This window comes from Hydrogenophaga sp. SNF1 (assembly GCF_034421675.1).
GTDB lineage: Bacteria > Pseudomonadota > Gammaproteobacteria > Burkholderiales > Burkholderiaceae_C > Hydrogenophaga > Hydrogenophaga borbori.
This window is the reverse complement of the sequence record NZ_CP139793.1, coordinates 1,691,396-1,716,714: the sequence shown is the minus strand read 5'-3', so window position 1 is coordinate 1,716,714 and position 25,319 is coordinate 1,691,396. Positions and strand designations below refer to the sequence as shown.

Annotated in this window: 21 protein-coding genes and 1 other RNA gene; 12 read left to right on the top strand and 10 right to left on the bottom strand. The window is 68.5% G+C overall.

Annotated elements, in window-relative coordinates; all coding sequences use genetic code 11:
- Positions 1–4 precede the first annotated feature (4 nt).
- From SOM08_RS08310 to SOM08_RS08295, 4 genes are all read right to left on the bottom strand, one after another.
- On the bottom strand, positions 5–496 hold the full coding sequence (locus SOM08_RS08310) for a hypothetical protein (protein WP_116957606.1): 492 nt from the start codon (positions 494–496) through the stop codon (positions 5–7).
- A 175-nt stretch (positions 497–671) separates the two neighbouring features.
- The gene (glnA, locus tag SOM08_RS08305; RefSeq protein WP_116957605.1) at positions 672–2,087 is read right to left on the bottom strand and encodes a type I glutamate--ammonia ligase; all 1,416 of its coding nucleotides are present in this window, start codon (positions 2,085–2,087) and stop codon (positions 672–674) included.
- A 169-nt stretch (positions 2,088–2,256) separates the two neighbouring features.
- Entirely contained in the window at positions 2,257–3,072 is an 816-nt protein-coding gene (locus tag SOM08_RS08300; protein ID WP_322470493.1) for a competence/damage-inducible protein A, read from the bottom strand.
- Positions 3,069–3,962: an EI24 domain-containing protein gene (locus tag SOM08_RS08295; protein ID WP_245980793.1), complete on the bottom strand. Its 894-nt coding sequence runs from the start codon at positions 3,960–3,962 to the stop codon at positions 3,069–3,071. The genes SOM08_RS08300 and SOM08_RS08295 overlap by 4 nt, the downstream gene beginning before the upstream one ends.
- Positions 3,963–4,014: 52 nt before the next feature.
- Here SOM08_RS08295 and SOM08_RS08290 point away from each other — a divergent pair, with 52 nt between their 5' ends.
- Together SOM08_RS08290 and SOM08_RS08285 are read left to right on the top strand one after the other, a co-directional pair.
- Positions 4,015–4,842: an alpha/beta fold hydrolase gene (locus tag SOM08_RS08290; RefSeq protein WP_116957990.1), complete on the top strand. Its 828-nt coding sequence runs from the start codon at positions 4,015–4,017 to the stop codon at positions 4,840–4,842.
- A gap of 223 nt (positions 4,843–5,065) precedes the next feature.
- On the top strand, positions 5,066–5,800 hold the full coding sequence (locus tag SOM08_RS08285) for a DUF2726 domain-containing protein (RefSeq protein ID WP_070398180.1): 735 nt from the start codon (positions 5,066–5,068) through the stop codon (positions 5,798–5,800).
- A gap of 21 nt (positions 5,801–5,821) precedes the next feature.
- Here SOM08_RS08285 and SOM08_RS08280 read toward each other — a convergent pair whose 3' ends face one another.
- Positions 5,822–6,553, bottom strand: coding sequence for a 16S rRNA pseudouridine(516) synthase (locus tag SOM08_RS08280; RefSeq protein ID WP_116957602.1), 732 nt, complete (start codon positions 6,551–6,553; stop codon positions 5,822–5,824).
- A gap of 121 nt (positions 6,554–6,674) precedes the next feature.
- Between SOM08_RS08280 and SOM08_RS08275 the strand changes: the two genes are divergently transcribed.
- Positions 6,675–7,322, top strand: coding sequence for a DUF2062 domain-containing protein (locus SOM08_RS08275; RefSeq protein ID WP_245980792.1), 648 nt, complete (start codon positions 6,675–6,677; stop codon positions 7,320–7,322).
- Here SOM08_RS08275 and ssrA read toward each other — a convergent pair.
- The 4 genes from ssrA to ompA form a co-directional block, all read right to left on the bottom strand.
- Positions 7,301–7,710: a transfer-messenger RNA gene (gene ssrA, locus SOM08_RS08270) on the bottom strand. The two genes, SOM08_RS08275 and ssrA, sit on opposite strands and share 22 nt — an antisense overlap.
- A 14-nt stretch (positions 7,711–7,724) precedes the next feature.
- Positions 7,725–8,399 (bottom strand): HAD-IA family hydrolase, encoded by a 675-nt coding sequence (locus SOM08_RS08265; protein ID WP_322470492.1) that lies wholly within the window; start codon positions 8,397–8,399, stop codon positions 7,725–7,727.
- Between the two features lie 3 nt (positions 8,400–8,402).
- Entirely contained in the window at positions 8,403–9,110 is a 708-nt protein-coding gene (gene ubiG / locus SOM08_RS08260; RefSeq protein WP_116957600.1) for a bifunctional 2-polyprenyl-6-hydroxyphenol methylase/3-demethylubiquinol 3-O-methyltransferase UbiG, read from the bottom strand.
- 68 nt (positions 9,111–9,178) lie between these two features.
- Positions 9,179–9,829 carry an outer membrane protein OmpA gene (gene ompA / locus SOM08_RS08255; RefSeq protein WP_070398184.1) on the bottom strand — a complete coding sequence of 217 codons (651 nt, stop codon included), beginning with the start codon at positions 9,827–9,829 and terminating at the stop codon, positions 9,179–9,181.
- A gap of 263 nt (positions 9,830–10,092) precedes the next feature.
- Between ompA and gyrA the strand changes: the two genes are divergently transcribed.
- From gyrA to lapB, 9 genes are all read left to right on the top strand, one after another.
- Positions 10,093–12,729, top strand: a complete 2,637-nt coding sequence (gyrA, locus tag SOM08_RS08250) for a DNA gyrase subunit A (protein WP_322470491.1) — start codon at positions 10,093–10,095, stop codon at positions 12,727–12,729.
- Positions 12,729–13,820: a 3-phosphoserine/phosphohydroxythreonine transaminase gene (gene serC, locus SOM08_RS08245; protein WP_322470490.1), complete on the top strand. Its 1,092-nt coding sequence runs from the start codon at positions 12,729–12,731 to the stop codon at positions 13,818–13,820. Before gyrA ends, serC begins: the two co-directional genes overlap by 1 nt.
- A gap of 4 nt (positions 13,821–13,824) precedes the next feature.
- Positions 13,825–14,925 (top strand): prephenate dehydratase, encoded by a 1,101-nt coding sequence (gene pheA / locus SOM08_RS08240; protein ID WP_116957597.1) that lies wholly within the window; start codon positions 13,825–13,827, stop codon positions 14,923–14,925.
- Positions 14,925–15,803: a prephenate dehydrogenase gene (locus SOM08_RS08235; RefSeq protein WP_116957596.1), complete on the top strand. Its 879-nt coding sequence runs from the start codon at positions 14,925–14,927 to the stop codon at positions 15,801–15,803. Before pheA ends, SOM08_RS08235 begins: the two co-directional genes overlap by 1 nt.
- A 14-nt stretch (positions 15,804–15,817) precedes the next feature.
- Positions 15,818–17,944 (top strand): bifunctional 3-phosphoshikimate 1-carboxyvinyltransferase/cytidylate kinase, encoded by a 2,127-nt coding sequence (locus SOM08_RS08230; RefSeq protein WP_322470489.1) that lies wholly within the window; start codon positions 15,818–15,820, stop codon positions 17,942–17,944.
- Positions 17,945–18,123: 179 nt separating this feature from the next.
- Positions 18,124–19,809 (top strand): 30S ribosomal protein S1, encoded by a 1,686-nt coding sequence (gene rpsA / locus SOM08_RS08225; RefSeq protein ID WP_116957594.1) that lies wholly within the window; start codon positions 18,124–18,126, stop codon positions 19,807–19,809.
- A gap of 10 nt (positions 19,810–19,819) precedes the next feature.
- A complete protein-coding gene (locus SOM08_RS08220; protein WP_070398191.1) occupies positions 19,820–20,143 on the top strand; it encodes an integration host factor subunit beta in 324 nt (107 codons plus the stop codon).
- A gap of 43 nt (positions 20,144–20,186) precedes the next feature.
- Complete coding sequence (locus SOM08_RS08215; RefSeq protein ID WP_116957593.1) at positions 20,187–20,480, top strand: LapA family protein; 294 nt, start codon at positions 20,187–20,189, stop codon at positions 20,478–20,480.
- Positions 20,470–21,615, top strand: coding sequence for a lipopolysaccharide assembly protein LapB (gene lapB, locus SOM08_RS08210; protein ID WP_116957592.1), 1,146 nt, complete (start codon positions 20,470–20,472; stop codon positions 21,613–21,615). Before SOM08_RS08215 ends, lapB begins: the two co-directional genes overlap by 11 nt.
- Here the strand turns inward: lapB and SOM08_RS08205 are convergent.
- Complete coding sequence (locus SOM08_RS08205) at positions 21,612–25,232, bottom strand: hydantoinase B/oxoprolinase family protein (protein ID WP_322470488.1); 3,621 nt, start codon at positions 25,230–25,232, stop codon at positions 21,612–21,614. The genes lapB and SOM08_RS08205 overlap by 4 nt on opposite strands.
- Positions 25,233–25,319 lie beyond the last annotated feature (87 nt).

Here is a 25,319-nt window from a genome sequence, read left to right as displayed (position 1 = left end):
GAGCTCAGTTGGCGGCGGGTCCCAGGCGCTGCAGTTCGCGTCGCAGGCCGGCCACGTCGCTCTCGGCGCGCGCGACGGCGGCCTTCAGTTCGGCCACCCGGTCAAGGTAGCGCTGGTAATTGCGGCTCTCGATGCCCTGTTTTTCGGGCTCCCCGTTGGCGTAGGCCTTCTGCGCCTCGGCGAGCCGTTCTTCGGCCCGCCGCAGCTCGGTCTCGAGAATGGCGCGGGCGTCCGCGTCGCGGGCACGCTGCGCGGCGTTGTCCACACGCGGCGCGCTGCCGCTGCCGCCACCGGCGCTGGGGTTGCGCGGCGCGGCGGCCGGGCTGGGGCGCGTGCCTTCGATGACGGTGACATTGCCCCCCTGCAGCGGCGTGCAGCCACGCTGCTTGGCCACGGCGGCGTTGTTGGTGTACTCGTTGCCGCAGCGGTAGATGGTGTCCTGCGCCATGGCCGGCGTGGCCAGCAAGGCCGCCAGGACCAGCGGCAGGCGGGGCATCGGACGGGACGGGACAACGGACACGGAACCTCCAGCAAGGGTGAGCGCGGGGCAGTATGACGCAATTGCCCGGCGAAAGTGCCGGGGGCGAACCCGCAGCGACGTGCGCCCAAGAAAAAGGGACGGCCGGAGCCGTCCCTTCTGCGAATGCGGGCCCGCTCGCGCGGGCCGGCCATCAGAGGCTGTAGTACATGTCGTACTCGACCGGGTGAGGCGCCATGCGAAAGCGCGTCACCTCGGCCATCTTGAGTTCGATGTAGGCGTCCAGCATGGAGTCGGTGAACACGCCACCCTTGGTCAGGAAGGCGCGGTCCTTGTCGAGGTACTCCAGGGCCTGGTCCAGGCTGTGGCACACGGTGGGGACCAGTTTGTCCTCCTCGGGCGGCAGGTGGTACAGGTCCTTGGTGGCGGCCTCGCCCGGGTGGATCTTGTTCTCCACGCCGTCCAGGCCGGCCATCATCAGTGCCGAGAAGCACAGGTAAGGGTTGGCCGAGGGATCGGGGAAACGCGCCTCGATGCGGCGGCCCTTGGGGTTCGCCACGTGCGGGATGCGGATGGAGGCCGAGCGGTTGCGCGAGCTGTAGGCCAGCTTCACCGGGGCTTCGAAGCCGGGCACCAGGCGCTTGTAGCTGTTGGTACCGGGGTTGGTGATCGCGTTGAGCGCGCGGGCGTGCTTGATGATGCCACCGATGTAGTACAGCGCGAAGTCGCTCAGGCCGGCGTAGCCGTCGCCAGCGAACAGGTTCTTGCCGTCCTTCCAGATGGACTGGTGCACGTGCATGCCCGAGCCGTTGTCACCGGCATAGGGCTTGGGCATGAAGGTGGCGGTCTTGCCGTAGGCGTTGGCCACGTTCCAGACCACGTACTTCAGGACCTGGGTCCAGTCGGCGCGCTCGACCAGCGTGCTGAACTTGGTGCCGATCTCGTTCTGACCGGCGCCCGCCACCTCGTGGTGGAACACCTCGACGGGGATGCCCAGGGATTCGAGGATCAGGGACATCTCGGCGCGCATGTCCTGCGTGCTGTCGACCGGGGGCACCGGGAAATAGCCGCCCTTGACGGTGGGGCGGTGGCCGCGGTTGCCGCCTTCCAGCTTGGCACCGCTGTTCCAGGGTGCTTCGTACTCTTCGATCTCGAACATCACGCGGCCGGGCTCGTTGCTCCAGCGCACGCCGTCGAAGATGAAGAACTCGGGTTCCGGTCCGAAGAAGGCGGTGTCGCCCAGCCCGGACGCCTTCAGGTAGGCCTCGGCGCGGCGGGCGATGGAGCGCGGGTCGCGGTCATAGGCCTTGCCGTCGCTGGGCTCGACCACGTCGCACTGCAGGAACAGGGTGGTCTCTTCGAAGAAGGGGTCGATGTTGGCGGTGTTCGGGTCGGGCATGAGCTGCATGTCCGAGGCCTCGATGCCCTTCCAGCCGGCGATGGACGAACCGTCGAAGGCGTGGCCCGAGGTGAACTTGTCCTCGTCGAAAGCCGAAATCGGCACGGTGACGTGCTGCTCCTTGCCGCGGGTGTCGGTGAAGCGGAAGTCGACGAATTTGACTTCGTTGTCCTTCACCATCTGCATCACGTCTGCGACGGTCTTGGCCATCAATTGCTCCTGTATCTGGAAGGGTGGGTTGAAAAGGTACTTCGGGGGCATGGCATGCAGTTTCCATGCCATGCGACGGCGCCCCCAGGTGCACACGCACCGCCTTGGCACCGGCTGGCCGCCGCATTTATCACCTTAGTGGTGCATTCATGCACCGTTTTGGAGATTTTCAAGGACGCACCAACTCGGGGCCCATTTCGGCCTTGCACGCGCGCAGGCCGGCCAGCAGCTCGGCAAAGGCGGGTTCGACGTCGGGCGCGGCGCCCTTGACGCCCAGCTCGATGTGGCGACCGTAGGTGGGGTGGTCCACGCTGGGCAGGCTGAACACCTTGACCGCGTGTGCGGCTTCGATCTGTTCCATCAGCGGGGTCAGCGCCGCTTCCATGGCCCCCATGACGATCACCGAGCGCTCGCGCCAGGCGCCTTGCCGGTGCAGGTGGCTGTAGCGTTGGTCGAGCACCCAGGCCAGCATGGGCCAGGCCATCACCGGGAAGCCGGGCACGAAGTGCACCTCGGCGCCGCCAGGGCCGCGGCAGCTGAAGCCGGGGATCTTGTTGTACGGGTTCGGAATGAGGCTGGCGCCCACGGGAAACACGCCCATGTTGTAGCGGTGCACGTTGTCCGGCCGCTCGGGCTCGAAGGGCACGCCCTGTTCGGCCGCCACGTCGCGCATGCGCTCTTCGATGAGCCGCGCCGCCTCGGGATGCAGCGCGAGCTCCACGCCCAGGGCCGCCGCCGCGCACTGGCGGGTGTGGTCGTCGGGCGTGGCGCCAATGCCGCCGCAGCAGAAAACCGGCTCGCGGCCCTCGAAGGCCGCCCGCAGCACGGCGGTGATGCGCGCGCGCTCGTCGCCCACCACCTGCGCCCAGGACAGCGCCAGCCCGCGCTCGGCGAGCAACTCGGCCACCTTGGGCAGGTGCTTGTCCTGCCGCTTGCCCGACAGGATCTCGTCGCCGACGATGATCAGACCGAAACCGGTGCTCATGGCGCGGGCGCGGTGGGCGGCAAGGGCAGCGGGTCGGGGCTGGGCGGCGGCGCTGGGGGCTCCAGCGTGGGCTCGACCGGTACCACCTCGACCGGCACGACGGCGCGCAGACGTTCCAGGGCGGTCAGCGCGTAGTGGGCGAACCACAGCGACGCGAACGCGAACACCAGCGTGTAGACCCAGATTGCCACCGGCACCAGCAGCGGCGCCAGGGCGATGAACATGGCACCCGAGGCCCACAGCAGGCTGGGCGCGGCGCCCAGGTAGCCGCAGAGCACCCCCATCAACAGCAGCGTGCCGCGGTGCTCGCGCATGATGCGCCGGCGCTCGTCGCCACTGGCGTGCGTGGCCAGGGCATCGAACGCGAACACGCGGTAGGTGAGCCAGCCCCAGATCAGCGGCGGCAGGATCAGCACCAGGGGCGGCACCAGCCACAGCGGCATGGACAGCACCAGCACCACCACCGCCAGCAGCGTCGAGCCCAGCGACCAGAACACGCTCACGATGAACGAGCCACCGCGCCGCTTCTCGAGATGGGCAAAGCGGCGTTGCCCCACGAGATCGACCATCGCGGGCGTCATGAACACGGCCACCAGCAGCAGGCACAGCAGCACGATCACCGGCGTGGCCAGCACCAACACGATGAGCGGCGCGAACACCGCTCGCAGCGATCCCATGCCCATGCGCTCCAGCCAGCCCAGGAAGGCCTGCACCAGGTCGAAGGCTTCGAACCAGGCCATGACGGAGGCCACCGCCCCATCCCAGAAGAAATAGCCCAGGGCGAACGACAAGGCCACCATGAGCACCAGAGGGAGGAAGGACAGCGCGATCACGCGCGGGTGCAGGCAGTAGGCCACCGCCCGCCAGAAGGCATCGAACATCGCTCGCATGGCGCGAAGAATACCCGCAAGCGCCGACCAACCGGCCGCTAGGATGTCGCCCATGGATCGCATCGACATTCACGGCGTGCGGCTGGAGGCCGCCCACATTCCTGGTCCATCCGGCCCCGCCCCCCTGGTGTTCTTGCACGAAGGCCTGGGCAGCGTCGCCATGTGGACCCAGCGGAACCTGTTTTGGCCCGAAGCGCTGTGCCGCGCCAGCGGGCGCGCCGGCTGGCTGTTCTCACGCCGCGGCTACGGCCAATCGGACCCGGTGGCCGACGTGCGCGGCACGCCGCGCCAGGACGGCTTCTGGCACATCGGCCGCCACGAGCCCGACTACATGCACCGCGAGGCCTTCGAGGTGCTGCCCCTGCTGCTGTCCCGACTGGGCTTGCGCGAACCGGTGCTCGTGGGCCATTCCGACGGGGCCACCATTGCCCTGCTGCACGCCAGCCGGTACCCGGTGGCGGGCTGCGTCGCCATCGCACCGCACGCCTTCGTCGAAGACGTGTCCATTCGGTCCATAGCCCAGGCGCGCGACCAGTACCTGGCCACGCACGACGACCCGCGCGGCCTTCGCCAGCGCCTGGCCCGTTACCACCGCGACGTGGACAACGCCTTCTGGCAGTGGAACGACATCTGGCTCAGCCCGGCCTTTCGCGACTTCGACATCCTGGGCGCCTGCGCGGACATCCGCGCCCCGCTGCTCCTGGTGCAGGGCGAGCAGGACGAATACGGCACGCTGCAACAGTTACATCGCGTGCGGGAACAAGTGCCCCACGCCGACGTCCTGACCCTTCAGGATTGCGGACACAGCCCGCACCGTGACAAACCACACGAACTCACCGAGGCACTTGAACACTGGTTCCGGTCTTCCATCACGGCCTGAGCGGGGATTCCTTTCTCTGAGGGAGGGAGCGCGCCCCATCCCACCCCACAATCGCCTCGCCCGCCCCGTTCCCACCCCGCGCCCCGCAGCCTGCAGACCACAGCCTGGCCGCCAAATCACCAAACAAATCACGAGCGGCCCGGCTTTGCCCCAAGGCGGATACCCGGCGCGTCCGGCACCTCTATACACTTTGATACATCTTGGTCGCCCCTGACCCCAACGCATGAGCATCTGGACCCACCCCTGGCTGATCGCCGCCCTCGTACCCGCCCTGCTGGCGGTGGGTGCGCTGGCGCATCGGGCCTGGGCGGAGCGCCAGGCGCGGCAGAAGCGCCGCCTGCCCAAGCATTGGCCGCTGACCGGGCGTCCGCTGGCCAACAGCGAGGAAGCCCGCGTCTGGCACTGGCTGGCGCGGGCCTTCTACGACCACCACGTCATGATCAAGCTGCCGGTGACGCGCTTCACCCTGCCCCGCCAACGCGAGGAAGGTATGGAGTGGTACCGGCTTCTGGGCGGTGTGTACTGCACCTTCACCGTCTGCAAGTCCGATGGCCGCGTCATCGGCTGCCTGGACGTGCCGGGTCCTGCGGGCATTCCCCGCAGCACGCGCGCGCTCAAGCATTCCCTGTTGAGCCAGATCGGCCTGCCGTACTGGGTGGTGCGCTCCAACAGCCTGCCCACGGTGGCCGAGATCCGCGCCGAGTTCCTGGGTGAATCCGAACTCAACCGCGCCATGCGTGAACGCGAGATGGAAGAGCGCGCCATCATCGCGGCCCAGACCAACCTGCGAAGCGCGCTCAACCGCCAGCGCAGCACGCGCTCGCACAGCGACTTCAACCCCTTGTCCAGCTGGCCCAACAGCGTGCCCGACGCGCGCAGCAGCGACTACCACTCGCAGTGGCAGGACAACAATTCCTTCCTGATGCCGCTGGACAGCCGCAAGGGCGATCTGCTCTGAACGGCCCGCGCGGCGCGCCGTTCAGCGCCCGCGCAAACCCTGCACTTCCTCTGGCGTGAGCCAGCGCCAATGGCCCGGGGCCATATCCGGCGGCAGGCTCAACGCGCCAATGGCCGAACGGTGCAGCGCCTCCACGCGGTTGCCCACCGCGGCCACCATGCGCTTGACCTGGTGGTACTTGCCCTCGGTGAGCACCAGCCGCAGGTGGTGAGCGTCCACCAAGGTCGCGCCGGCCGCCCGCACCGGCCGGGGATCGTCGTCGAGCACCACACCGTCGAGCAGCCGCTGACAGGCCGGGCCGTCCATGCCGTGGCGCAAGCTGACCTCGTACACCTTGGGCACGTGGTGGCGGGGCGAGGTGAGGCGGTGGATGAACGCGCCGTCGTCGGACAGCAGCAGCAGCCCCGTCGTGTCGTGGTCGAGCCGGCCGACGGCCTGCACCCCTGCGGCCGCGCCACCGCCGCGCTGGCGCAGCGGCGCGGGGAGCAGGGTATAGACGCTGGGGTGCGCGCCGGGACGCTGGGAACACTCAAAGCCAGCGGGCTTGTGCAGCGCCAGGTAGGCGCGCTCGTGCCAGGTCCAGGGCACCCCTTCCACCTCGAACGCGAAGCCCTGCGGCTCGAACAGCGCGTCGGGGTCCAGGCAAGGCTGCGGCGGCGAACCGACGCGCACGCGCCCCTGCTGCACCAGGCCGCGGCACACGCGACGGGTGCCGAAGCCCTGGGTGAAAAGCAACTCTTCCAAGCGTTTCATGGGCCGCGAGTCTACTGAGGCGACAGGCCACGACAATGGCGCCAGGCGCTCCGCGCGAACTCGCTGCGCCTGGCCGGATCGGTGAGAGACCGCCGCCCCCCCTCGTCTGCCGCCTTTCCCCGTGACATCCCGTTTTTCACAAAAGCTCAAGGCCTGGCTGCCCACGCCCGAGACCATCCTTGGCAACCGCTGGCTGCGCTGGCTGGCGCCGTTCATGGCCCATCCCCGCCTGTGGCACCTGAGCCGCAAGGGCGTGGCCCTGGGCGTGGCGCTGGGCGTTTTCTTCGGCCTGCTGATCCCGATCGCCCAGATGCCCGTGGCGGCCACCCTGGCCGTGGTGCTGCGCGCCAACCTGCCGGTGGCCATGGCCAGCACCTTCGTCACCAACCCGGTCACTTTCGGGCCCGTGTACTACGTGGCCTACCGGCTCGGCAAGGCCGTGCTGGGCGAGGACGAAGCCGCTCAGCCGCCGGCCATGAGCGAAGAGCGCCTCGTGGAAGAGCTGACCGTCACGCCCGACCCGGTGGCCGAACGGCTGGGCCTGGTCGATCGGTTCAAGCGCTGGCTGGCGCAGATCGGCCAGGTCGGCAAACCGCTGTTCGTGGGGCTGGCGATCCTGGCCGTCGCTTGCGGCCTGCTGGCGTACGCCATCGCACATGCGGCGTGGCGCCTGCGCGTGCGCTGGGACAGGCGTCGGCGCTTGAAACAGCGCGGGCCCGCGGGCCAGCGGCCCACGGGCGGAAAGGGTGGTGGAGCTGGGGGGAATTGAACCCCCGTCCGCAAGCCTTCTTCGAGCAGTTCTACATGCGTAGCCGTCTGTTTTGGGTCTCGCCGGCCGGATCGCGCAGTGGCACGCTACCCGGTCGACCAGCAGCCTTGGATCTCATTCCACGCCAAGCTGCCCGGCGCGGAACCAGTCGATGTGAATGACCTCGCGGCTTCGGGCCTTGCGGCCCTCGGCGCAGCCCATCGACGAGCTGTTGCGAGGATCGGGGAGGTTAAGCCCCGAACGACTCTACTTAGGCCGCGAGGGCGAAAGCTTTGTCGTTTGCTGCTTCAGTATTGGCAGTTGGTTTGTTTCTGCGGATTTACGAGGTGACAGAACCTCGGCATGCCCTGCTGCGCGTCCGAACCCACGTCGAAACCGGTGCAGCCCCAGGAAGATGGGATTTTAGGGCAGTTCGATCAGATTCAAGACCTCGAGTGGTGCATCAATCTGCGCATCGGCGCCCCAGGCCTGGACGTCGGCGCCAGGGCCCAGGTAACCATAGCGGGCGGCCACCGTGCGCATGCCGGCGGCACGCCCGGCCTGGATGTCGCGCTCATCATCGCCCACGTAGACGCACCGCCCGGGATCGACCCCCAGGCGCCGAGCCGCCTCCAGCAGCGGCGCGGGATGGGGCTTGGCGTGCGGCGTGGTGTCGCCGCAGACGATGGCCCCCGCCGCGTCGAACAGGCGCAGCGACCGGGCAATGGGGTGGGTGAGGCGCTCGGCCTTGTTCGTCACGACACCCCAGCGCATGTCCGCGCCGCTCAAGGTCTCCAGCAGCGTTGGCACGCCGTCGAAGGGCCTCGTGAGTTGCAGCATGCGCGCCTCATAGGCGTCCAGGAAGGCCAAGCGCAGGGCCGCGTACTCCGGGTGATCGGGCGCCATATCGAACGCCACGCGCAGCATGCCGCGCGCGCCCGCGCCGGCATGGGCACGGTACGAGCCGATCGGCAGCGGCGGCAAGCCGCGCGCCTCGCGCAGGCTCTCGGCCGCACCGCCGAGGTCGGGCGCGCTGTCGAGCAGAGTGCCGTCCAGATCGAACAGCACGGCCTGCAGGCCATTGAAGCGCTGACCCACCGCTCAGACCTTCCGTGTGCCGAACAGGTAGTTCACGCTGGTGTCGCCGCTAAGCCAGTAGCGCCGCGTGAGCGGGTTGTATTCCATGCCGCGCGTGTGCTCCAGCGCCAGTCCGGCGCCACGGCAATGGGCCGCGAGCTCGCTCGGCCGAATGAAGCGCGCGTATTCGTGCGTGCCCCGCGGCAGCAGGCCCAGCACGTACTCGGCCCCCAGGATGGCGAAAAGGAAGGCCTTGGGGTTGCGGTTGAGCGTCGAGAAAAACACGTGCCCGCCCGGCTTCACCAGCGCGGCGCAGGCGCGGACCACGGAGGACGGATCGGGCACGTGCTCCAGCATCTCCATGCACGTCACCACATCGAAGCTCTCCGGCCGCTCGCGCGCCAGTTCCTCGACGCTGATCTCCTGGTAGCGCACGCCGGACGTGCCCGCCTCCAGGGCATGGAGCTGGGCCACGCGCAAGGCCTTGGACGCCAGGTCAATGCCCAGCACGTCGGCGCCCAGCCGCGCCATGCCATCGGACAAGATGCCGCCGCCGCACCCCACATCGAGCACTTGCTGACCCTTCAATGGCGCAATTCCATCAATCCAGGCCATGCGCAGCGGATTGATCTGATGCAAGGGCCTGAATTCGCCATCGGGATCCCACCAGCGGTGGGCGAGGTCGGAAAATTTGGCCAGTTCGGCCGGATCGGCATTCGTTTGCGCAGTCATTGGGCAATTATCGAGAAGACAACAAAAAACCGCGCCGAAGCGCGGTTCTTTGAGAACGATCGAATCGATCAGTTCTTGCGGGTACCGACCACTTCGACTTCCACGCGGCGGTTCTTGGCGCGGCCTTCGCGGGTGGCGTTGTCGGCCACCGGCTGGGTCAGGCCCTTGCCCTCGGTGTAGATGCGGTTGCTTTCAATGCCTTTGCTCACCAGGTAAGCCTTCACGGCTTCGGCGCGGCGAACCGACAGGGTCTGGTTGTAGGCAGCCTTACCGGTCGAGTCGGTGTGGCCCACGGCGATCACGACCTCGAGGTTGATGCCTTTCACCTTGCCAGCCAGGTCGTCCAGCTTGGCTTTGCCCTCGGGCTTGAGCACGGCCTTGTCGAAATCGAAGAAGGCGTCGGCGGCGTAGGTCACCTTGGTGGCAGCGGGGGCCACGGGGGCGGCGGCGGGCGCGGGTTTCGGGGCCGGAGCGGCGGCGGGTGCAGGAGCCGGGGCCGGTGCGGGGGCCGGAGCGGCCGCCGGCACGATGGCGCCGTCGCAACCCTTGGCAGCGGTCGCGGGGGTCCAGGAGGCGTCACGCCAGCAGAGTTCGTTGGTGCCGTTTTTCCACACCAGCTCGCTGGTGCCATTGCGCCAGTTGTCGATGGTCTGGGCGCCAGCAGCCGTTGCCATGGCGGCGGTTGCAAACAGCATTGCCACTCGGTTGAGTTTCTTCATGGTTTTCCTCTAGGTAAGCCGCAGACGACCTGCGTGACGTATTTAGATATAGAGGCGCCTGGATGTGAGCACTCCAAAACGCTCGACTCATTGTGCCACAAGGACGATCGCGCCAATCCCGGGGCTCCAAGATCAGACAACGCCTACGAACCTGACGCGACATCCGTTGCCCAGGTACAACATGAAGGCCAAGGCAGGTGCCCGATTGGCGCCGATTAAAATCTTCCGTTGCCTTGCCGAGACCCAACACGCGCCCTTCTTCCATGACCTCATTCGCCAAAGAAACACTGCCCATCAGTCTGGAAGAGGAGATGCGCAGGAGCTACCTCGATTACGCCATGAGCGTGATCGTGGGCCGCGCCCTGCCAGACGCCCGCGACGGTCTCAAGCCGGTGCACCGGCGCGTGCTCTATGCGATGCACGAGCTCAACAACGACTGGAACCGGCCCTACAAAAAATCGGCCCGTATCGTCGGCGACGTGATCGGTAAGTACCACCCGCACGGCGACTTGGCGGTGTACGACACCATCGTGCGCATGGCCCAGGACTTCTCCCTGCGGCACATGCTGGTGGACGGTCAGGGCAACTTCGGCTCGGTCGATGGCGACAACGCCGCGGCCATGCGTTACACCGAGATCCGCCTGTCGAAGATCGCCCACGAGATGCTGGCCGACATCGACAAGGAGACCGTCGACTACGGCCCCAACTACGACGGCAGCGAGAAAGAGCCTCTGGTGCTGCCGACGCGCCTGCCCAACCTGCTGGTCAACGGCAGCGCCGGCATTGCCGTGGGCATGGCCACCAACATCCCGCCGCACAACCTCAACGAGGTGGTGGACGCCTGCCTGCACCTGCTGAAGAACCCCGAGGCCTCCATCGACGAACTCATGGAGATCATCCCGGCGCCCGACTTCCCCACCGCCGGCATCATCTATGGCGTGCAGGGCGTGAAGGACGGCTACCGCACCGGCCGCGGCCGCGTGGTGATGCGCGCCAAGTGCCACTTCGAGGACATCGACCGCGGCCAGCGCCAGGCCATCATCGTTGACGAGCTGCCCTACCAGGTCAACAAGAAGACGCTGCAGGAGCGCATGGCCGAGCTGGTGCACGAGAAAAAGATCGAGGGCATCAGCCACATCCAGGACGAGTCGGACAAATCCGGCATGCGCCTGGTGATCGAGCTCAAGCGCGGCGAGGTGCCCGAGGTTGTCCTGAACAACCTGTACAAGCAGACGCAGCTGCAGGACACCTTCGGCATCAACATGGTCGCGCTGGTGGATGGCCAGCCGCGCCTGTGCAACCTGAAGGACCTGGTCACGGTCTTCCTGGAGCACCGCCGCGAGGTGGTGACGCGGCGCACCATCTTCAACCTGCGCAAGGCGCGCGAGCGCGGCCACGTGCTCGAGGGCCTGGCCGTGGCCCTGGCCAACATCGACGAATTCATCCGCATCATCCGCGAGTCGCCCACGCCGCCGGTGGCCAAGGCCGAGCTGATGACCCGCAGCTGGGACAGCCAGCTGGTGCGCGAGATGCTCACGCGCGCCAGGGCCGATGGCGGCACCATCAATGCCGACGACTACCGACCCGAGGGCCTGGACCGCGGCTACGGCATGCAGGGCGACGGCCTGTATCGCCTGTCGGACACGCAGGCCCAGGAAATCCTCCAGATGCGCCTGCAGCGCCTAACCGGGCTGGAGCAGGACAAGATCGTCGCCGAGTACAAGGGCGTGATGGCCGAGATCGACGACCTGCTCGACATCCTGGCCCGGCCCGAGCGCGTTTCGATCATCATCAGTGAAGAACTGATCGCGGTGAAGCAGGAGTTCGGCCAGACCAAGCTGGGCGCGCGCCGCAGCGAGATCGAGCACAACGCCCAGGACCTGGCCACCGAGGACCTGATCACGCCGACCGACATGGTCGTCACGCTGAGCCACTCGGGCTACATCAAGAGCCAGCCGCTCAACGAGTACCGCTCGCAAAAGCGCGGCGGGCGCGGCAAGCAGGCCACGGCCACCAAGGAAGACGACTGGGTCGACCAGCTCTTCATCGCCAATACGCACGACTGGATCCTGTGCTTCTCCAACCGCGGCCGCCTGTACTGGCTCAAGGTCTGGGAAGTGCCCAGCGGCTCGCGCGGCTCGCGCGGCAAGCCCATCGTGAACATGTTCCCGCTGGCCGAGGGCGAGAAGATCAACGTGGTGCTGGCGCTCACCGGGGAGTTCCGCAGCTTCCCCGCCGACCACTACGTGTTCATGGCCACGGCGGGCGGCACGGTCAAGAAGACCGCGCTCGATGAATTCAGCAACCCGCGCAAGGCCGGCATCATCGCCGTCGACCTGGACGAAGGCGACTACCTCATCGGTGCTGCGCTCACCGACGGCCGCCACGACGTGATGCTGTTCTCCGACGGCGGCAAGGCTGTGCGCTTCGACGAGAACGACGTGCGCCCCATGGGCCGCAACGCGCGCGGCGTGCGCGGCATGATGCTAGAGGACGGCCAGAGCGTGATCGCCATGTTGGTGGCCGAGGACGAGACGCAGAGCGTGCTCACCGCCACCGTCAACGGCTACGGCAAACGCACGCCGATCGGCGAGTACACGCGCCATGGCCGGGGCACCAAAGGCATGATCGCCATCCAGCAGAGCGAGCGCAACGGCAAGGTCGTGGCCGCCACGCTGGTGCACACCGAGGACCAGATCATGCTGATCACCGACAAGGGCGTGCTGGTCCGCACGCGTGTCGCCGAGATCCGCGAAATGGGCCGCGCCACGCAAGGCGTGACGCTGATCTCGCTGGACGATGGCGACGAACTCTCCGGCCTGCAGCGCATCGTCGAAAACGACGCCAACGTTCCCGAGGGTGGTGAACCCGACAGCGGCGACGCCGCGCCGGCCGCGTGATGGCGCGGCCCTATAACTTCTCCGCTGGTCCGGCCGCGATGCCGGTCGAGGTGCTCGAGATCGCCGCACGCGAGATGCTCGACTGGCACGGTACCGGCATGGGCGTGATGGAAATGAGCCACCGCGGCAAGGCCTTCGGCGAAATCGCCGCCCAGGCCGAGACCGACCTGCGCGAGCTGCTGGCCGTGCCCTCGCACTTCAAGATCCTGTTCATGCAGGGCGGCGGCCTGGCCGAGAACGCCATCGTGCCGATGAACCTGTCGCGCGGCGGCGTGGTCGACTTCGTGGTCACGGGCGGCTGGAGCCAGAACTCGCTGAAGGAGGCCGGGCGCTACGCGCAGACCCATCTGGCCGCGAGCAACGCCGACAGCCGCCACACCACCCTGCCCGCGCCGGCCAGCTGGCAACTCTCGCCCGACGCCCAGTACGTGCACATCTGCAGCAACGAAACCATCCATGGGGTGGAGTTCCAGGCGCTGCCCGACCTCAAGGCCCTGGGCAGCGACGCGCCGCTGGTGGTCGATTTCTCCTCGCATGTGGCCTCGCGCCCCGTGGACTGGTCGCGCGTCGGCCTGGCCTTTGGCGGCGCGCAGAAGAACCTGGGACCCGCCGGCCTCACGCTGGTGGTGGTGCGCGAGGACCTGCTCGGCCATGCCCTACCCATCTGCCCCAGCGCCTTCAACTACAAGACCGTGGCGGACAACGCCTCGATGTACAACACCCCGCCCACCTACGCGATCTACATCGCGGGCCTGACCTTCCAGTGGCTCAAGCGCCAGGGCGGCGTGGCGGCCATGGAGGCGCGCAACATCGCCAAGGCCAGGCTGCTGTACGACTTCCTCGACCAGTCGCCCTTCTACGAAAACCGCGTCGCGCCCGACTGCCGCTCGCGCATGAACGTGCCCTTCTTCCTGAAGGACGAGTCGCGCAACGAGGCCTTCCTGGCCGGCGCGCAGGCGCGCGGCCTGCTGCAGCTCAAGGGGCACAAATCGGTCGGCGGCATGCGCGCCAGCCTCTACAACGCGATCCCCATCGAAGGCGTCCAGGCCCTGGTGGACTACCTGCGCGACTTCGAAAAGGAAATGGCCTGATCCGATGGCAGCTTCACCGCAACAATCCGAAGCCCTGGGCGAACTGCGCGTCCAGATCGACGCGATCGACCAGCAGCTGCTGACACTGCTGAACCAGCGCGCGCTGGTGGCCGAAAAGGTCGGCGAGCTCAAGCGCCAGGAAGGCTCGCCTTTCTTCCGCCCGGACCGCGTGGCCCAGGTCATCGAGAAGATCCAGACCGCGAACCCCGGCCCGCTGCTCAACCAGCACGTGGGCGCCATCTGGCGCGAGATCATGTCGGCCTGCCTCGCGCTGGAGACGCCGCAGCGCGTGGCCGTGCTGGGTCCGCAGGGCACCTTCTGCGAGCAGGCGGCGATCGAGTTCTTCGGCAGCGCCGCCAACCTCATCCACTGCGCCAGCTTCGACGAAGTCTTCCACGCCACCGCTGCCGGCACGGCCCAGTTCGGCGTGGTCGGCGTCGAGAACACCACCGAAGGCGTGGTCGCGCGCTCGCTCGACCTGTTCCTGCGCTCGCCCGTGCACGTGGTGGGCGAGGTGAGCCTGCTGGTGCGCCACAACCTGCTGTGCCGCGAGGCCTCGCTCGAGGGCATCGAGGTCGTGATGGCCCACCCGCAGGCGCTCGCGCAGTGCCAGGGCTGGCTGTCGCAGCACCTGCCGAACGCCGAGCGCCGCGCCGTCTCCAGCAACGCCGAGGGCGCGCGCCTGGCCGCCGAGGACCCGCGCTTCGCCGCCCTGGCCAGCGAGCGCGCCGCTGCGCAGTTCGGCCTGCACATCGTCGCGCACGCGGTGCAGGACGAGGCCTACAACCGCACGCGCTTCGCCATCATCTGTCTGCCGCAGACCCTGGCCATGCCGCCCGCCAGCGGGCGCGACTGCACCAGCCTTGTGGTGTCGGTGCCCAACCGCCCCGGCGCCGTGCACGACCTGCTGGTGCCGCTCAAGCAGCACGGCGTGTCCATGACGCGCTTCGAGTCGCGCCCCGCCAAGTCCGGTCAATGGGAGTACTACTTCTACATCGATCTCGCCGGCCACCCCTCGCAGCCGCACGTCGCGGCGGCGCTCGACGAACTGCAACGCCTGTGCGCCTTCTACAAGGTGCTGGGCGCCTACCCGGTGACGGAATGATGTTTGAGCAACTCGGACTGATCGGCTGCGGCCTCATGGGCGGCTCCTTCGCGCTCGCGCTCAAGCGCGCTGGCCTGGTCAAGCGCGTGGTGGGCTACAGCAAGTCGCCGTCCACCACCGAACGAGCGCGCCAGCTCGGCGTGATCGACGTGGAAGCGCCGTCCGCGCTGCTCGCCGTCTCAGGCGCCGACCTGGTGCTGCTGGCGGTGCCGGTGGCCGCCACCGAGGCCACCTTCAAGGCCATCCGCCACCTGGTGCGCAACGACGTGCTCATCATGGACGTGGGCTCCACCAAGCGCGAGGTCATCGACGCCGCGCGCCGCGTGCTGCGCGAGCAGGTGGGCGTGTTCGTGCCGGCGCACCCCATCGCCGGCAAGGAACTGGCCGGCGTGGACCACGCCGACCCCGACCTCTACACCGGCCGCCAGGTCATCCTCACGCCCATCGAGCGCACCCTGCCCGCGCACCTGGACAAGGCCGAGAAGGTCTGGCGCGCCCTGGGCTGCCAGGTCAAGCGCATGACGCCCGAGGGGCACGACGCCGCCTATGCGGCTATCAGCCACCTGCCGCACCTGCTGGCCTTCGCGCTCATGAACGCCATCCAGAAACAGGACGAGGGCAAGGACTTCCTGGCCCTGGCGGGTCCCGGCTTCCGCGATTTCACGCGCATCGCGGCCAGCGACGCCGCCGTCTGGCGCGACATCCTGCTGTCCAACAAGGAAGAGCTGGTCTCGCAGTCGCGCCATTTCCTGCGCGCCCTGCAGGAGCTGGAGGCGGCGATCAAGAACAACGACCCCGACGCGCTCGAAACCCTGATCGACCAGGCCAGCGAAGCGCGCGCCGGCTGGCGCATGACGGCCGTCAAGCCCCAGGGCTGAGCCGCCGACCGCGCATGTTCGACATCCCCAGCCTCGACCTCCCTTCCCTCATCAGCGCCGGCGGCCGAGTGCGCCTGCCCGGCTCCAAGAGCATCTCCAACCGCGTGCTGCTGTTGGCAGCGCTCAGCGAAGGCCCCACCCTGGTCGAGGACCTGCTCGACTCCGACGACACGCGCGTGATGCTCGCGGCCCTGCGCCAGCTGGGCTGCGCCATCGAAGAGACCGGCCCCGCCAGCGTGCGCGTGCAGGGCCTGGGCGGGCGGCTGCCGGTGCGCAAGGCCGCCCTCTTTCTGGGCAATGCCGGGACCGCCATGCGCCCGCTGACGGCCGCGCTGTCGCTCCTGGCCGCGGCCCAGGGGGCGCGCTTCGAGTTGTCCGGCGTGCCGCGCATGCACGAGCGCCCCATCGGCGACCTGATCGACGCCCTGCGCCAGCTCGGCTGCCCGGTGGCCTGCCTGCAGAACGAGGGCTACCCGCCGCTGCGCCTGGGCGACGGCACCATGCACCCGCTGCGCCTGGACGAGCCCATCCGCGTGCGCGGCGACGTCTCCAGCCAGTTCCTCACCGCCCTGCTGCTCGCGCTGCCGCTGGTGGCGCAGGAGCGGGACGCGGTGATCGAAGTCACCACCGAGCTCATTTCCAAGCCCTACATCGAGATCACACTCAAGCTGCTGCAGCGCTTCGGCGTGGACGTGCGGCGCGAGGGCTGGCAGCGCTTCACCATCCCGCGCGGCAGCCGCTACGCCTCACCGGGGCGCATCGCCGTCGAGGCCGACGCCTCCTCGGCCAGCTACTTCATCGCGCTGGGCGCGATCGCGCCCGCCACGCCGGGTACCGACGGCGTCGTGATCGAAGGCGTGGGCACGGACTCCATCCAGGGCGACATCCGCTTCATCGAGGCCGCGCGGCTCATGGGCGCCGAGGTCGAGGGCGACGGCAACCGCCTGCGCGTGCGCCGCGGCGCCTGGCCGCTCAAGGCCATCGACCTCGACTGCAACCACATCCCCGACGCGGCCATGACCCTGGCCGTGATGGCGTTGTACGCCGACGGCACCACCACGCTGCGCAACATCGCCAGCTGGCGCGTGAAGGAAACCGACCGCATCGCCGCCATGGCCATCGAAGGCCGCAAGCTCGGCGCCACCATTGAAGAAGGCGCAGACTTCATCCGCATCACGCCGCCCGCGGGCCCCGCCGCCGGGCCGCCCCAAGGCGGGGCAGCCCCCTCGGGGGGCAGCGAACCACACGCAGTGGGGAGCGTCGGGGCCCACGGATGGCGGCGGGCGAGCATCCACACCTACGACGACCACCGCGTCGCCATGTGCTTCTCGCTCGCGGCCTTCAACCCCGCGGGTCTGCCGGTGCGCATCGAAGACCCCAAGTGCGTGGGCAAAACCTTCCCCGACTACTTCGAAACCCTGTTCGGCGTCTGCCACACGCCGGCCGAGCGCATCCCCGTCATCTGCATCGACGGGCCCACCGCCTCCGGCAAGGGCACGCTGGCGGCCGAGCTGGCCTCGCGCCTGGGCTACCACCTGCTCGACTCCGGTGCCCTGTACCGCCTGGTGGGCCTGGCGGCCGAGCGCGAGGGCCTGTCCACCACCGAGGCCGACCTGCGCGAACCCGCCCACGCCGAGCGACTGGGTCGCCTGGCCGCCGGCCTGGACGTGCGCTTCACCCCCGGCAAGACCTGGCTGGAGGGCGAGGACGTCACCGAGGCCCTGCGCGCCGAACCCGCCGGCATGGCGGCCTCGCGCGTCTCGGCCGTGCCCCAGGTGCGCGCCGCCCTGGTCGACCTGCAGCTGCAGATGCGCCACCTGCCCGGGCTGGTGGCCGACGGCCGCGACATGGGCACCGTCATCTTCCCCGGCGCCCCGCTGAAGATCTACCTCACGGCCAGTGCCGAGCAGCGCGCCCAGCGCCGCCATAAGCAATTGATTTCAAAGGGAATACCGGCTATACTCGACGACCTTTTGGCCGATCTCAAGGCGCGCGACGCACGCGACATGAACCGCGCGCACGCTCCCCTGAAGCCGGCCGAAGACGCGGTGCTGCTGGACAACTCCGAACTGGACATCGAGCAATCGGTGCAATTCGTGTTGAATCGCTGGCACGGCCAACAGGCTTTCCCGGTCCGCTGAGCAAGCCACCCCCAGGCCCCGAAGACCCCGCCGGATGTTCCCCGTCCGCAGGTCCCAGGGATCGTCAACCAACCCGCCGTGTTCCACACGGCACAACGCTACGCCGCCCACCCGTCGTCACCCGCGCCGCCCCCTGCGGGCCTCCGTGCGCCGACACCAAGCGGTTTCAGGAAAACCCAATGTCTGAATCTTTTGCCGCCCTCTTTGAAGAGTCCCTCAAGCGCGCCGAAATGCGCGCGGGCGAAGTCATCACCGCCGAGGTCGTTCGCATCGAACACAACCACGTGGTGGTCAATGCCGGTCTGAAGTCGGAAGCCTACGTTCCGCTGTCCGAATTCAAGAACGACCAAGGCGAACTCGAAGTGCAGGTCGGCGACTTCGTGTCCGTGGCCATCGACTCCGTCGAAAACGGCTTCGGCGACACGCTGCTGTCGCGCGACAAGGCCAAGCGCCTGGCCTCGTGGATGGCCCTGGAAAAGGCCCTGGAGTCGGGCGAATTCGTCACCGGCACCACCACCAGCAAGGTCAAGGGCGGCCTCAAGGTCATGGTCAACGGCATCAGCGCCTTCCTGCCGGGCTCGCTGGTCGACAGCCGTCCCACCAAGGACCTCACGCCCTACGAGAACAAGACCCTGGAATTCAAGGTCATCAAGCTCGACCGCAAGCGCAACAACGTGGTGCTGAGCCGCCGCGCCGTGGTGGAAGCCTCCATGGGCGAAGAGCGCGCCAAGCTGATGGAAACCCTGAAGGAAGGCGCCATCGTGCACGGCGTGGTCAAGAACATCACCGAGTACGGTGCGTTCGTGGACCTCGGCGGCATCGACGGCCTGCTGCACATCACCGACATGGCCTGGCGCCGCGTGCGCCACCCCAGCGAGGTGGTGCAGGCCGGCCAGGAAATCACGGCCAAGATCCTCAAGTTCGACACCGAGAAGCAGCGCGTCTCGCTGGGCCTCAAGCAGATGGGCGACGACCCGTGGCTGGGCGTGAGCCGCCGCTACCCGCAGGGCACCCGCATGTTCGGCAAGGTCACGAACATCGCCGACTACGGCGCGTTCGTGGAACTCGAGCCCGGCATCGAAGGCCTGGTGCACGTCTCCGAAATGGACTGGACCAACAAGAACGTGGCCCCGTCCAAGCTGGTGTCGCTGGGCGACGAGGTCGAGGTCATGGTGCTCGACATCGACGAAGACAAGCGCCGCATCTCCCTGGGCATGAAGCAGTGCCGCGCCAACCCCTGGCACGAGTTCGCCGAGCAGACCAAGCGCGGTGACCGCGTCAAGGGCCCGATCAAGTCGATCACCGACTTCGGCGTGTTCGTCGGCCTGGCCGCCGGCATCGACGGCCTGGTGCACCTGTCCGACCTGTCCTGGAACGAAGCCGGCGAACAAGCCGTACGCAACTACAAGAAGGGCCAGGAAGTCGAGGCCGTGGTGCTCGCCATCGACGTCGAGCGCGAGCGCATCAGCCTGGGCATCAAGCAGCTCGACGGCGACCCGTTCACCACCTTCGTGTCGGTGAACGACAAGGGCTCCGTCGTGACCGGCAAGGTCAAGACCGTGGACGCCAAGGGCGCCGAAATCGACCTCGGCGAAGACGTGCTCGGCTACCTGCGCGCCTCGGAAATCAGCCGCGACCGCGTGGAAGATGCCCGCAACGTGCTCAAGGAAGGCGACGAAGTGTCGGCCGTGGTCGTCAACGTCGACCGCAAGACGCGCAACATCCAGCTGTCGATCAAAGCCAAGGACAACGCCGACGCGCAGGAAGCCATGGCCAGCCTGAGCCAGAGCGCAGGCAATGCCGGCACCACCAGCCTGGGCGCCCTGCTGCGCGCCAAGCTGGACAACAACAGCAACGGCCGCTGATCCGCGCCCAATGACCCGCAGCGATCTTGTCGAAGCCCTGGCCGCCCGGTTCGGCCAGCTCACCCACCGCGATGCCGAGTTCGCCGTCAAGGCGATCCTCGACGCCATGGGCGATGCCCTGGTGAAGGGCCACCGCATCGAGATCCGGGGCTTCGGCAGTTTCTCGGTCAATCGCCGCTCGCCTCGCATCGGACGCAACCCGCGTTCGGGCGAGAGCGTGATGATTCCCGAGAAGCGCGTGCCCCACTTCAAGCCCGGCAAGGCCTTGCGCGAGCAGGTCGACGAGCGCACCGCCCTCATGCAGCAGCACGAGGACCAGCGGCGCACCGGCTGATACCCCCTCGCTACAATCGTCCCCCACCACTTGAGGGGATGTTTTGAAGTACCTCATGTGGCTGCTCAACGCGGCCATTTTTTTTGTCCTCTTCGCCTTCGCGCTGAACAACCAGGACAGCGTCACGCTCAAGCTGTTCTTCGGCCACAGCTGGGAGGCGCCGCTGGTGCTGGTGCTGCTGCTGGTGCTGCTCATCGGCGTGTTCCTCGGCGTCATCGTGATGCTGCCGCTGTGGCTGCGCGCCCGCCGGCACCGCCAGCGCGGCCACACCACCCTGTTCGGCAGCGAAACCACGCTGATGCCACAAGACCCCGTCGATCGCCGGCATGGACTTTGACCTGACCTGGCTGCTCTGGGGCCTGCCGGTGGCTTTCGCGCTGGGCTGGGTGGCCTCGCGCCTGGACCTGCGCCAGTGGCGCATCGAAGGCCGGCAGGCGCCCAAGGCCTACTTCCGCGGCCTGAACCACCTGCTCAATGAACAGCAGGACCAGGCCATCGACGCCTTCATCGAGGCCGTGCAGGGCGACCCCGACACCACCGAGCTGCACTTCGCCCTGGGCAACCTGTTCCGCCGCCGGGGCGACTACGACCGCGCCGTGCGCGTGCACGAACACCTGCTTTCGCGGGCCGACCTCAACCGCAAGGAGCGCGACCGCGCACAGCACGCGCTGGCGCTCGATTTCCTCAAGGCCGGCCTGCTCGACCGCGCCGAGTCTGCGCTGAGCAAACTCGAAGGCACGGCCTTCGAGAACGAGGCGCGCCTGGCCCTGCTGGGCATCTACGAACGCTCGCGCGACTGGGCGCAAGCCCGCGCCATCGCCGAAAAGCTCGACTCGGCGGAACACGGCGCCTTCACCACGCGCGTGGCCCACTACCTGTGCGAACTGGCCGAGCTCGCGCACCGCGAGGGCCAGGCCGAGCGCGTGCGTGCCCTGCTCGACGAGGCCGTGCGGCGCGCACCCACGCTGGCGCGCGGCTGGATGGCGCGCTCGGCCCTGCGCAACCAGCAGGGCGACGCGGCAGGCGCCCTGGACGACCTGCTGGCCCTGGCCGAACAGGCGCCCGCCGCCCTGCCGCTGGCCGCGCGCGCCATGGCCGAGCTGGCCCAGCAGACCGGCCGCACCGATCCCGTGCTGCGCACCCTGGGCAACGCCCAGGCGCGCGCGCCCTCCATCGACGTGACCGAAGCCCTGGCCCGCCTGGCGCCCCAGCCCGAGGGCGCGCGCGGCATGTACTTGCGCCACCTGGAAGCCGAGCCCTCGCTCGTGATCGCCAGCCAGTGGCTGGCGGGCGAAACCCTGTCCAACCCGCAGGCCCAGTCCAGCGTGCAGCGCGCGCTGGAGCACGCCAGCGGCCCGCTGCGGCGCTACCGCTGCGCGGCCTGCGGTTTCGAGGCGCGCCAGCACTTCTGGCAGTGCCCGGGCTGCCAGGCCTGGGACAGCTACCCGGCCCGCCGCGTGGAAGAGCTCTAGGCCTGCCCGTACCCACCGCCGCCCGGCGTGTGGATTTCGAAGATGTCGCCCGCAGCCATCTCGGCCTGGCCGATGTGCTTGAGTTCTTCCGTGCGCCCGTCGGCGCGCACCACGCGGTTGAGGCCCAGAGCCCCCGGCTGGCCACCGGCCATGCCGAACGAGGGGTGCACGCGCCCGTTGGACAGGATGCTCGCCGTCATGGGCTCCAGGAAGCGCACGCGGCGCACGCCCCCGTCGCCGCCATGCCAGCGACCCGCACCGCCCGAGCCCTGGCGGATCTGGTAGCTCTCCAGCCGCACCGGAAAGCGGAACTCCAGCACCTCGGGGTCCGTCATGCGCGAGTTGGTCATGTGCGTCTGAACCACCGACGTGCCGTTGAACCCATCGATCAGGCGGCCCGCTTCGTCCGTCACGCCGCCCGCGCCGCTGCCACCCGAGATCGTCTCGTAGTACTGGTGGCGCGCATTGCCGAAGGTGAAGTTGTTCATCGTGCACTGGCTCGCCGCCATCGCGCCCAGCGCGCCGTACAGCGCGTTGGTGATGCAGGTGGACGTCTCCACGTTGCCCGCCACCACGGAGGCCGGCGGGTTGGGGTTGAGCATGCAGCCCGGCGGGATGATCACCTCGATCGGCTTGAGGCAGCCCGCGTTGAGCGGAATGTCGTCGTCCACCAGCGTGCGGAACACGTACAGCACGGCCGCCATGCACACCGCCGTGGGCGCGTTGAAGTTGTTGGTCTGCTGCGGGCTGGTGCCGGTGAAGTCGATGCGCGCGCTGCGCTCGGCGGCATTCACGCGCACCGCCACCTGGATCTGCGCGCCGTTGTCCAGCGGCAGGGTGAACTGGCCATCCTTCAGGCGCGTGATCACGCGGCGCACCGATTCCTCGGCGTTGTCCTGCACGTGGCGCATGTAGGCCTGCACCACGTCCAGGCCGAACTGTTCGACCATCTTGCGCAGTTCCTGCACGCCCTTCTCGTTCGCGGCGATCTGTGCCTTCAGATCCGCCATGTTCTGCTGCGGGTTGCGGCTGGGGTACTCACCACTCTGCAGCAGCGCGATCATCTCGGCCTCGCGCAGGCGACCGCCCTCCACCAGCTTCACGTTGTCGATCTGCACGCCCTCTTCCTCGATGCGCGTGGAGAACGGCGGCATGGAACCCGGCGTGGTGCCGCCGATGTCGGCGTGGTGGCCACGCGAGCCCACATAGAAGGTCGGCTGGTCGGCGCCGCCAATGTAGACCGGCGTGATCACCGTCACGTCGGGCAGGTGGGTGCCGCCGTGGTACGGGTCGTTGAGCACGTACACGTCGCCCGGCTGCATGCGCCCCGCGTTCTTTCGGATCACGGTCTTGATGCTCTCGCCCATCGAGCCCAGGTGCACCGGCATGTGCGGCGCGTTGGCGATCAGGTTGCCCTCGGCGTCGAACAGCGCGCAGGAAAAGTCCAGCCGCTCCTTGATGTTCACCGAGTAGGCGGTGTTCTGCAGCTGCAGGCCCATCTGCTCGGCGATGTTCATGAACAGGTTGTTGAACACCTCCAGCAGTACCGGGTCCACCGTGGTGCCCACGGCGTGGCGCGCCGCGCGCGGCACGCGCCGCTCCAGCACCAGGTGGTCCAGCGCGGTGAGCTGGGCCTCCCAGCCCGGCTCCACCACGGTGGTGGCGTTCTTCTCGGCGATGATGGCCGGGCCGGGAATGACGTCGCCCGGGCGCAGGTCCTCGCGCACCACCAGCGCGGCGTCCTGCCACTGGCCCTCGGCGTACAGCCTTACCGTGTCGCGGCGCGGCACCTCGCGCGGCTCGTGCAGGGCGTGACGCGGCTCGGCGGGCGCGTCGCCCGCCACCACGGCCTCCACCGACACCGCCTCGGCGATCAGGCGCTTGCCGGGCATGAGGAAGGCGAAGCGCTGGCGGTAGGCCGCCTCGAAGGCCGACTCGATCGCCGCCAGCTCGCCGAAGGGCACGATGAGCGCGGCGTCGCTGCCCTCGTAGCGCACGTGCACGCGGCGGTGCAGTTGCACCTCGCCCTGGCTCACCTGCTGGGCGCGCAGCTCCTCGCCCGCTGCCTGGGCCAGCGCCTCGAGCTGCCCGGCAATCGCGCCGAGCGCGCCGGCCTCCAGCACGCGCTCCACCGCCTGCTCCTTGATCACGTTCTGATCGGCCAGGCCCATGCCATAGGCGCTCAGCACGCCGGCCAGCGGGTGCACGAACACGCGGCCCATGCCGAGCGCGTCGGCCACCAGGCAGGCGTGCTGCCCCCCCGCGCCGCCGAAGCACTGCAGGGTGTAGCGCGTCACGTCGTAGCCGCGCGCCACCGAGATCTTCTTGATCGCGTTGGCCATCTGTTGCACGGCGATGCGGATGAAGCCCTCGGCCACGTCCTCGGCGGTGCGCCCCGTCTGCTGCGCCAGTTCATCGAACTTCGCGCGCACGGCCTCGGCACTTAGGGCCTCGTTGGCCTGCGGACCGAAGACCTTCGGAAAGTGAGCGGGCTGGATCTTGCCCAGCATCACGTTCGCATCCGTCACGGCCAGCGGCCCGCCGCGGCGGTAGCTCGCGGGGCCGGGGTTGGCGCCCGCGCTCTCGGGGCCGACGCGAAAGCGTGAGCCGTCGAAGCTGAGAATGGAGCCACCACCGGCCGCCACGGTGTGGATGCTCATCATGGGCGCGCGCATGCGCACGCCGGCCACCTGGGTCTCGAACTCGCGCTCGAACGCGCCCGCGTAGTGCGACACGTCGGTGGAGGTGCCGCCCATGTCGAAGCCGATCACCTTGTCGTGCCCGGCCAGGGTGGCTGTGCGGGCCATGCCCACGATGCCGCCCGCCGGGCCCGAGAGGATGGCGTCCTTGCCCTGGAAACGGTGCGCGTCGGTCAGGCCGCCGCTGCTCTGCATGAAGAACAGCGGCACGCCCGGCATCTCGCCCGCCACCTGGTCCACGTAGCGGCGCAGGATGGGCGAGAGGTAGGCGTCCACCACCGTGGTGTCGCCCCGGCTCACGAACTTCATCATCGGGCTGGTTTCGTGCGAGGTGCTGACCTGCGTGAAGCCAATCTCGCTGGCCAGCCGCGCGGCAGCGGCCTCGTGGGTGGTGTAGCGGTAGCCGTGCATGAAGACGATGGCCACGCTGCGCAGGCCGGCATCAAAAGCGGCCCACAGGCGCTCGCGCAGGTGCGCCTCGTCCAGCGCTTTGATCAGCTCGCCGTGCGCGCCGACGCGCTCCTGCGCTTCGATCACGCGGCTGTAGAGCAGCTCGGGCAAGACGATGTGGCGGTCAAACAGGCGCGGGCGGTTCTGATAGGCGATGCGCAGCGCGTCGCGGAAGCCGCGCGTCGTGACCAGCAGCGTGGGCTCTCCCTTGCGCTCCAGCAGCGCGTTGGTGGCCACCGTGGTGCCCATCTTCACGCAGGCCACCTGGCGGGGCGTCACCGGCTCCCCGGGCTTGAGGCCCAGCAGGTAGCGGATGCCCGCCACCGCGGCGTCGCGGTATTGCTCGGGGTTCTCGGACAGCAGCTTGTGCGTCGTGAGCGTGCCGTCGGGCCGCTTGGCCACGATGTCGGTGAAGGTGCCGCCGCGGTCGATCCAGAACTGCCAGCGGGGGTCTTGCGTTGAGGTCATGTCGGTCGGGCGCGTGCGCCGTGAAAGGGAAACAGGGAAGAAAGCCGCATTCACGCGGGAATGAATCCCACGGATCGTAGCGAGTCG

What these genes read in the sequence shown, in the direction of transcription:
- SOM08_RS08310 (WP_116957606.1), bottom strand. Translation starts at nt 496, where the DNA reads ATGCCCCGCCTGCCGCTGGTCCTGGCGGCCTTGCTGGCCACGCCGGCC.
- glnA (WP_116957605.1), bottom strand. Translation starts at nt 2,087, where the DNA reads ATGGCCAAGACCGTCGCAGACGTGATGCAGATGGTGAAGGACAACGAA.
- SOM08_RS08300 (WP_322470493.1), bottom strand. Translation starts at nt 3,072, where the DNA reads ATGAGCACCGGTTTCGGTCTGATCATCGTCGGCGACGAGATCCTGTCG.
- SOM08_RS08295 (WP_245980793.1), bottom strand. Translation starts at nt 3,962, where the DNA reads ATGCGAGCGATGTTCGATGCCTTCTGGCGGGCGGTGGCCTACTGCCTG.
- SOM08_RS08290 (WP_116957990.1), top strand. Translation starts at nt 4,015, where the DNA reads ATGGATCGCATCGACATTCACGGCGTGCGGCTGGAGGCCGCCCACATT.
- SOM08_RS08285 (WP_070398180.1), top strand. Translation starts at nt 5,066, where the DNA reads ATGAGCATCTGGACCCACCCCTGGCTGATCGCCGCCCTCGTACCCGCC.
- SOM08_RS08280 (WP_116957602.1), bottom strand. Translation starts at nt 6,553, where the DNA reads ATGAAACGCTTGGAAGAGTTGCTTTTCACCCAGGGCTTCGGCACCCGT.
- ubiG (WP_116957600.1), bottom strand. Translation starts at nt 9,110, where the DNA reads ATGACTGCGCAAACGAATGCCGATCCGGCCGAACTGGCCAAATTTTCC.
- ompA (WP_070398184.1), bottom strand. Translation starts at nt 9,829, where the DNA reads ATGAAGAAACTCAACCGAGTGGCAATGCTGTTTGCAACCGCCGCCATG.
- gyrA (WP_322470491.1), top strand. Translation starts at nt 10,093, where the DNA reads ATGACCTCATTCGCCAAAGAAACACTGCCCATCAGTCTGGAAGAGGAG.
- serC (WP_322470490.1), top strand. Translation starts at nt 12,729, where the DNA reads ATGGCGCGGCCCTATAACTTCTCCGCTGGTCCGGCCGCGATGCCGGTC.
- pheA (WP_116957597.1), top strand. Translation starts at nt 13,825, where the DNA reads ATGGCAGCTTCACCGCAACAATCCGAAGCCCTGGGCGAACTGCGCGTC.
- SOM08_RS08235 (WP_116957596.1), top strand. Translation starts at nt 14,925, where the DNA reads ATGTTTGAGCAACTCGGACTGATCGGCTGCGGCCTCATGGGCGGCTCC.
- SOM08_RS08230 (WP_322470489.1), top strand. Translation starts at nt 15,818, where the DNA reads ATGTTCGACATCCCCAGCCTCGACCTCCCTTCCCTCATCAGCGCCGGC.
- rpsA (WP_116957594.1), top strand. Translation starts at nt 18,124, where the DNA reads ATGTCTGAATCTTTTGCCGCCCTCTTTGAAGAGTCCCTCAAGCGCGCC.
- SOM08_RS08220 (WP_070398191.1), top strand. Translation starts at nt 19,820, where the DNA reads ATGACCCGCAGCGATCTTGTCGAAGCCCTGGCCGCCCGGTTCGGCCAG.
- lapB (WP_116957592.1), top strand. Translation starts at nt 20,470, where the DNA reads ATGGACTTTGACCTGACCTGGCTGCTCTGGGGCCTGCCGGTGGCTTTC.
- SOM08_RS08205 (WP_322470488.1), bottom strand. Translation starts at nt 25,232, where the DNA reads ATGACCTCAACGCAAGACCCCCGCTGGCAGTTCTGGATCGACCGCGGC.